The organism is Cupriavidus pauculus (assembly GCF_022179805.1).
GTDB classification, from domain to species: Bacteria; Pseudomonadota; Gammaproteobacteria; order Burkholderiales; family Burkholderiaceae; genus Cupriavidus; species Cupriavidus pauculus_E.
Window position 1 is genome coordinate 730,105 of sequence record NZ_BPUO01000001.1, and the last position, 6,705, is coordinate 736,809.

6 protein-coding genes and 1 tRNA gene are annotated in these 6,705 nt (G+C 54.4%); 1 reads left to right on the forward strand and 6 read right to left on the reverse strand.

All coding sequences use genetic code 11. From position 1 onward, the window contains the following. Nucleotides 1-27: 27 nt before the first annotated feature. From trmB to MFF62_RS03550, 3 genes are all read right to left on the reverse strand, one after another. Nucleotides 28-816 (reverse strand): tRNA (guanosine(46)-N7)-methyltransferase TrmB, encoded by a 789-nt coding sequence (trmB, locus tag MFF62_RS03540; protein WP_238259985.1) that lies wholly within the window; start codon nucleotides 814-816, stop codon nucleotides 28-30. A gap of 75 nt (nucleotides 817-891) precedes the next feature. Next, nucleotides 892-966, reverse strand: a tRNA-Gly gene (locus tag MFF62_RS03545). Nucleotides 967-1,086: 120 nt separating this feature from the next. Continuing rightward, nucleotides 1,087-2,211: a uracil-DNA glycosylase gene (locus MFF62_RS03550; RefSeq protein ID WP_283205302.1), complete on the reverse strand. Its 1,125-nt coding sequence runs from the start codon at nucleotides 2,209-2,211 to the stop codon at nucleotides 1,087-1,089. Nucleotides 2,212-2,483: 272 nt separating this feature from the next. Here MFF62_RS03550 and MFF62_RS03555 point away from each other — a divergent pair, with 272 nt between their 5' ends. Then, nucleotides 2,484-2,846: a hypothetical protein gene (locus MFF62_RS03555; protein WP_238259997.1), complete on the forward strand. Its 363-nt coding sequence runs from the start codon at nucleotides 2,484-2,486 to the stop codon at nucleotides 2,844-2,846. Between the two features lie 62 nt (nucleotides 2,847-2,908). Here the strand turns inward: MFF62_RS03555 and MFF62_RS03560 are convergent, their stop codons facing one another. From MFF62_RS03560 to MFF62_RS03570, 3 genes are all read right to left on the reverse strand, one after another. Then, nucleotides 2,909-3,754 (reverse strand): nucleoside triphosphate pyrophosphohydrolase family protein, encoded by an 846-nt coding sequence (locus MFF62_RS03560; protein ID WP_309295895.1) that lies wholly within the window; start codon nucleotides 3,752-3,754, stop codon nucleotides 2,909-2,911. Nucleotides 3,755-4,171: 417 nt separating this feature from the next. Continuing rightward, nucleotides 4,172-5,269 (reverse strand): Shedu anti-phage system protein SduA domain-containing protein, encoded by a 1,098-nt coding sequence (locus MFF62_RS03565; RefSeq protein WP_238260001.1) that lies wholly within the window; start codon nucleotides 5,267-5,269, stop codon nucleotides 4,172-4,174. Nucleotides 5,270-6,150: 881 nt separating this feature from the next. After that, nucleotides 6,151-6,705, reverse strand: a 555-nt coding sequence (locus MFF62_RS03570; RefSeq protein WP_238260003.1) for an IS256 family transposase, incomplete at its 5' end; no start/stop codon positions are given.

Genomic DNA, 6,705 nt, shown 5'->3' on the forward strand with positions numbered 1-6,705 from the left:
ACTAAAAAGGGCCACGCGGCCCCTTTTTCATTTCTTGCGGAACACCACGTCCCAGACGCCGTGGCCCAGCCGCAAGCCGCGTTTCTCGAACTTGGTCACGGGACGGTAGTCAGGGCGCTCGGCAAATCCGCCCTGGGCTTGCGACGTGTTCTCCAGCGTCGGCTCGCCGCTCAGCACTTCTACCATCTGGTGCGCATATTCTTCCCAGTCCGTCGCGCAATGGAAATAGCCACCTGGCTTCAGCCGGCTGGCCAGGAGCTTCACCAATGGCGGTTGCACCAGACGACGCTTGTTATGGCGCTTCTTGTGCCAGGGGTCGGGGAAGAAGATATGCACGCCGTCGAGTGAGTCCTCGGTCAGCATGTGCGCGATGACCTCGACCGCATCGTGATTCATGATGCGCACGTTCCGCAGATCGTTTTCGCCGATCAGCTTCAGCAATGCGCCCACGCCCGGCTCATGCACCTCACAGCCCAGGAAGTTGTCCTGTGGGCGCAGCTTGGCGATATGCGCGGTGGTTTCCCCCATGCCAAAGCCAATCTCAAGGATCGAAGGTGCCTGACGTCCGAACGTCTCGGCCCAGTCCATCGGCTCGGCCTGGTAGGGAACGACAAACTGCGGGCCGAGATCATCGATGGCGCGTTGCTGGCCGGACGATGTCCGTCCGGCACGTCGCACGAATGATCGGATACGGCGCGGGTGCGCAACTTCGTCGCCCGGTTGGGCATTGGTTGCAGCAGCGTCTTCAGGTTGTCCGTTGGCGCCGTCGGCATTATCGCCCGGCAGCGTATCGGTATTGGTGTCTTGGGGAAGCATGGCAACAAAAAACCGCCGGGCGGATCGCCGATCAACCGTTGACCGGGTGCCAGAGGCGGCTTGTCAGATGAGAAGTGGAGCGGGCGATGGGAATCGAACCCACGTCTTTAGCTTGGGAAGCTAAGGTAATGGCCATTATACGACGCCCGCGAACCTAGCATTCTATGCGGGATTCGGGGGAGTTCGCAAGCGTGTGATGTGGGCGCTGCATGCGAAAGTGTATCCACTTTGCGCATTTGCGGTGGCATCGCCGGGGATTACCAGGCCTCGCTATTCTTTGGTAACAAACGGTAGCACGGCTGCATTGTAGAGATTTGCCCCTGTTGATCTCTCCTTCCTAAGCAACGCCCGCATGTACTTGCTTAGATAAACTGCCGTTTTGAGTTCATCGTCGGGCTTTTTGCCATATTTTACGAGAACGCTAGCGATGGCAGCTTCTTCCGAGGCAGTTAGCTGAGCGATAGGTGCATTCCCGAGAAGATCCTGCTGGGTCACAAGGTACAGCACTATCTTTTTGCCGGCGGAACGAACTTGGAGGCCAGGAACCAATTCCGACAGTTTGGTCAAATGCAAGTCTACGAAGTAGGGACCATCCTTTTGTCTAACTACATATGCGTTCGTTAGGCGCTCCCCGGTGGCCTCTAGGGACGCCAGTTCCGCTAAGAAGCAGAGCTTGTGAAGTGCAAAATAGCTGAGCCCAGCTGGGTTGCTCTGCAGGATTCTCCGAGCGACATGTCCCAGTTTCACCGCATCGGGTCTCGGTTTGCCGCCAGAGGTTTTCTTGCGACGTTTGGACAGTCTGCGCAAATTCTCGGCGATGAACTGATAGTCGCTAAGCTGATTGGCGAAACTCCTGTGAATCATGGCGCGCTGGCCCGGGTGATATACCGGCATGAGCGTCCGGTTCATCCACGGGTTACTCGTTCTGACGCCGTCGCGGAGCGAAATGGCGTGCGTATCGAGTGCGTTACATGCCTTGAGAGCAACTGCGCCCAGTGTCACGACAATTGCTGGATCGAGTAACTCGACCGTCTCTTTCAGAAAGGGGGCGCAGTTTGCTATTTCGGCGGGAGTTGGCGTTGCGTTGTTCCCCCGCTCATCTTTCGGGTTGCACAAAACCGCATTAGTGACGAACACTTCATAGCGGCTGATCCCCACCTGTTCGATGAGCCTTTCAAAGTTATGCCCAGATTTATCGCCATGGAAGGGCAGATGCGATCCATCCGCTCCCAATCTTCCCGGAGCTTCCCCCACAAACATCAGAGGGGCATCGAGAGGGCCACACCCGGGTCCGAGCACGCGCGCGCTTCCATTCATTCGTGGGCACTTGGTACATGCTGTGACCCGCCCTACCAAATCATGAAACCGAGCCTCTTTGCTGCTTTGAGATGTCATTGAATCAGAGATGAAAGCTGCTGCTTAGAGCAATCAAAATATGCGTGGACAGAGTGGCAGACGAGCACTCCAGGGCGCTTGTTAGTCGCGGCGCAAATAAAGTGGAGCAATCTCCCTAAACCGGCGAAGTTTCCCAGGACCTTGTTGAAGAAGTCGTGGTTTCGATATACCACCACCAAATCAAGAGTGTCGTCTGCGTTCCAAAGAATCTCCGCGAAGTGCCAGCATGGGCCTCCTCGCGTTCGCGGTGCATCCACCGATGGAGATGATAGATGAAAGACGAGCCCAGTCGTATTGCGCCGCGGCCAAGTATTCAACTTGGTAATCGCGCGTTCGAGTTGATTGACGCCATCTGGTGGGAAGCGCACAAGGCGCTCGAAATACGTTCCCCATGCATGTCGCCCCCTCTGCCATCGATGAGCGCGATCATGAACTCGCAAATAGCTACTGTAGAAATCCGCACGCGTGGTTGTTCGTTCGAAAATTTTCTGCGGAAACAAAGTGTTGGCTACATCACGAGCATCGTCCGCACCAGCTTTGATGCGAGCGGGAGAGTGATGCAGAAGCCATACATCTTGAACCTGGCATGGCTGAGAAATGGTCGTAATAAGATTGCTGACCTCTCCATGCTGTAACAGAAGAGCGCAGCCCGCGCGCCAGGCGTCAAGTGCCGTATCGCCATCAACAGTGGAGATACTCATGATCGGCGCCCTTTTGCCGCGGCAGGTGTACGGTAAGTAATGCGCTGCTTATCCAGATCTACGATCACATCCCCGCCACCATTTTTCTTCAGTTCGCGAAAAACAGCATACCCTTGGCAAATAGCCTGCTGCCATTGTTTTGCTGTGCAAGCGCGTACCTCTAGTCCCGCTACCATGCGTCGAATCGTCTTTAGCAGCCCAATGTCGATTGAGCTACGATCCGCGTACCAGCCGCGCTCTTCCGCTTGATTGAAGACCAGAATTGAAACGGCTTCTTCGATGACAGCAGCACGCGCTCCATCTTCTACCTCATCAATCTTTGCCTTAGATTTTCGTTTGCACTTGAGCAGCGCGCGGCAAACTGGCGACCAGCCGAGCACCGCAGCGTAGGCGAGGTGAAAGACATCATGATAGCGATAGCCATCATCTTCATGTGAGTTATCGGTGAGGGCGTCGCCAATTACTACATCATTTACAGAAACCTTGACGTATAGACTGCGCTCAAGGGGTTTTTCGTAAAAATTGACGACAAAGCGACGAGGCAAGCGTTCGTCAGCGGGAAAGCCATTATCAAAAATATTGATGCTTCCTTCGGAGTAAAGAGACTCCGCCTTCTCCGCATTTGCTTTGGCTATTTCCTCGAGTGGAATTCCATAAAGCGAGGCCAAGCTCGTCAAATACCACAGCAAGTCTCCGAACTCTTCGCGTAGCTCTGTTCGGAACAACGGAATATCCTTCTGGAGCAAGAGCTTCTTCATCATGCTATGAAGATCTCCAACTTCGCCCACGAGGCCCATAAGCGATACTGCACGAGAAGGGCGTTCATTCGTTCGCTCGACCATCGTTTGATACTCTGCAAACGTGGACAATGATGATGATTTTCCCTGTTGGTGAGTCTCGATGTTTCTGGCTGTCGGTCTTCGTGGCATGTTATCTCTGGTGAATTGAGTCAACCGTTCACTACGCCTCGCGATAATTTACTTCTGCTTCAGAGCTTCAGAATGTCACGGGCTATTTTAGTTTTAGCGAGATCACTTTGAGCAACCGTTGTCCATTCTTCCCTCCAAAGTGGGGTGTGCAAGGCCAATGCCGTGCCAGTGGGACGCCATAGTGCAAACCTTGATGTTGTTTTTTTGCTATGCGAGACGTTCGCTGGCTTTCAGACTGACGGGAGGATTGTTGTTGCTCTGCATGGTGCGAGCCGTCCTGCAGCAAGCTCGGCCTGTTCCGCGGCACCGTAAGTCTGGATGGTTATCTCGCTATTTAAGCCGAGTACGCACAACCGGAACTCGCCCTTGAGTGAGATTGTTAAGGATGGCGCGAGCACGCGATGCCAGCATGTCAAAGCCTACTATTCGCAAGTAAGAGCGACCTTCGTTCTCGCGGCGGAGTGCGGCCCGCTGGGCGGCAGGTAGTCCGCCTTCCATTCCTATAACGACCATCGCATCCGGTAGCCGGAACTCCGGAAAGGTCTGGCTTGCGGTCTCGAAGCGAGATTGAAGAAAATCCCGATAATCCAGAGCTTGAGCTACGGCGTGCGTGGTCTCTGCACTGAGTTGATTGGATGATGTAATGAGCCCCTTACCTGGCGTTTCGATCTCGACGACAAGATAAGAACCGTCGGCTCGCTGGATGATGAAATCAGGCTTCTTGTACCCGTGCAAATCAGGTTGCGGCCATACGTGCGTTGCCAGAGGGTCAAGCAAGAGCGGATGCAGTTCGAGGAATTTTTGAATGCGAGGCTCGTCGCCAGGATAAGACCTCAATAGATCGTCGTATGAGTCAATGACAGGTCCCCCAACCGTGAGCGTGCGCGATGCTAGTGCCGCGATGAGTTTGCTAGATGCGCCGCGCGTGCCAGGTTCTTGAAAAATAGTCAAAGTCTGAAGAACAGCGCTTGCATAAGATATAGCATCGTCTTCATCTTCAATATCGATGATTATTCTGTTTAGCAATATCTCTGCCGACAACGAAATTTCTTCAATTGGCGGGATGATATTTAGCAGATGATTTTGAAGATCAACTGGAAGAAAGAGCTGTGGATAAGAGCCGGATGATAATAGCGAAAGTAATCTTATGACTGTGGTGTAGTTGGAAAAGGTTGACTTAGCCCGTTGGAAGTCGACCAAGGCATCTAATCCTTGCTTTCCCCATGCAAGAAGGCAGGCGCTCGCTGCTTGCTTGAATTCATGCTTCATTGTGAATCCACCATAATCTTCGATTGCGAGAAATTGAGTGGCAACTAGGGCGGTGGCGGATTTTTCTGAGATGCACGCTTCAAGAAAAGAGCAGAGTTCCTGATAGGTCCCAGACCTCTCGATAAATTTTGCTTCTTCGATGAAATCTCTCGAGCGCATGATGTGAGCTGTCTAGATGCTTCTGGTTATTCCGTTGTCAGATCCGGTGGTCGATAGGACGGTGCTGAGAGGACTATCGCAAACGGCACCATGAATTCGAGCCTAACCATCGATCAAGCGCAATCTCTCGCTGAGATCGTACAAGAACGCTTTGGGGGAAACCTATCTTATTCCCAGTTCGTTGGCTGCGTGCACTTGTTGTGCGAAGACATCGCCGGCTTTGAGGTGAGTGAACTCCCCGAGGGTGCGGTGCACCGGATTTGGACCTTCTATGAGGAAGTCTCAGGCTGACGTTTCACGTCAGTTGGGAATGCTACGAGACTTGTTTCGCCCTCGACGCCAGGTCTCTATTCAACGAGATGCTATTGCGAGAGGGGACTATCCAGTTCTGATACCTCGGCTCCCACTTGCCGAAGTGCTGGCCAGCAACGCTGCGTGCCAAGCTTATCGCGGCATCGGAGCCATAACCCCTAACAGTCAGATCGCCGCTGGGCAGCGAGCCAACATGGATCTCACCACCTCACCACATGCTAGTCAGCTTAGAGAGGAAAACGGTGGGCGTAAGCGGGTGCGCTATGTCAGCAGCTTTTTGCTGACGCAGCTGGGGTTGAAACTGGCAGCGCGTCAAGACGCGCAGGAAATGTGGGGGAGAAGGACATGCGCGGAGAAACCGCGCATAGAACCCGCATGAACAGTGGGTTTGGTCAAGCCGTTGCGGCTTGGGAAGCTAAGGTAATGGCCATTATACGACGCCCGCAAGGCTTACTGCGGCCGGATTGTAGCATGGCCGAAGGCTCGCACTTTCGGGTGGAGGGGCCTGTCAGCGTTTTTGTGTTCAGGGCAGTTAAAGGCTCACCGTCAACTTAGCCGGTGAGCCAGCATTATCTCAGCGAAGCGGGGTGGGTGAAGCGTTCCTCATAGAGAATAGCAAACTGGTTCATGGCAGCCTTCCAGTCGTGCGTTGAACTGCCCCACTTGCCGGTGATGTTGCGCAGGGCCAGCCATAGCAGCTTGGTTGCCGCCTCGTCACTGGGGAAGTGCCCCCGCGTCTTGATGATCTTGCGTAGTTGCGCGTTGATGCTTTCAATCGCATTGGTCGTGTAGATGATCTTGCGGATCGCCGGCGGGAACGCAAAGAACGGGATCACCTGGTCCCAGACGCGACGCCAGGACGCGGCAATCGGGGGATACTTCTTAGCCCATTCTCCCTGCTCGAAGGCCGCCAGTTCGGCCAGCGCCGCCTCAACAGTGGGCGCGGTGTATACGGGCTTGAGCGCTGCCGCCACGGCCCGGCGCTCTTTCCAACCGGCGTAGTCCAAACTGTTTCGGATCAGGTGCACGATGCAGGTCTGTAGCGTCGTGTGCGGGAACACCGCGTTCAAGGCCTGTTCCATGCCCTTGAGCCCGTCAGTCACCGCAATGAGGATGTCCTGCGT

What these genes read in the sequence shown, in the direction of transcription:
- trmB (WP_238259985.1), bottom strand. Translation starts at nt 816, where the DNA reads ATGCTTCCCCAAGACACCAATACCGATACGCTGCCGGGCGATAATGCC.
- MFF62_RS03550 (WP_283205302.1), bottom strand. Translation starts at nt 2,211, where the DNA reads ATGACATCTCAAAGCAGCAAAGAGGCTCGGTTTCATGATTTGGTAGGG.
- MFF62_RS03555 (WP_238259997.1), top strand. Translation starts at nt 2,484, where the DNA reads ATGAAAGACGAGCCCAGTCGTATTGCGCCGCGGCCAAGTATTCAACTT.
- MFF62_RS03560 (WP_309295895.1), bottom strand. Translation starts at nt 3,754, where the DNA reads ATGGTCGAGCGAACGAATGAACGCCCTTCTCGTGCAGTATCGCTTATG.
- MFF62_RS03565 (WP_238260001.1), bottom strand. Translation starts at nt 5,269, where the DNA reads ATGCGCTCGAGAGATTTCATCGAAGAAGCAAAATTTATCGAGAGGTCT.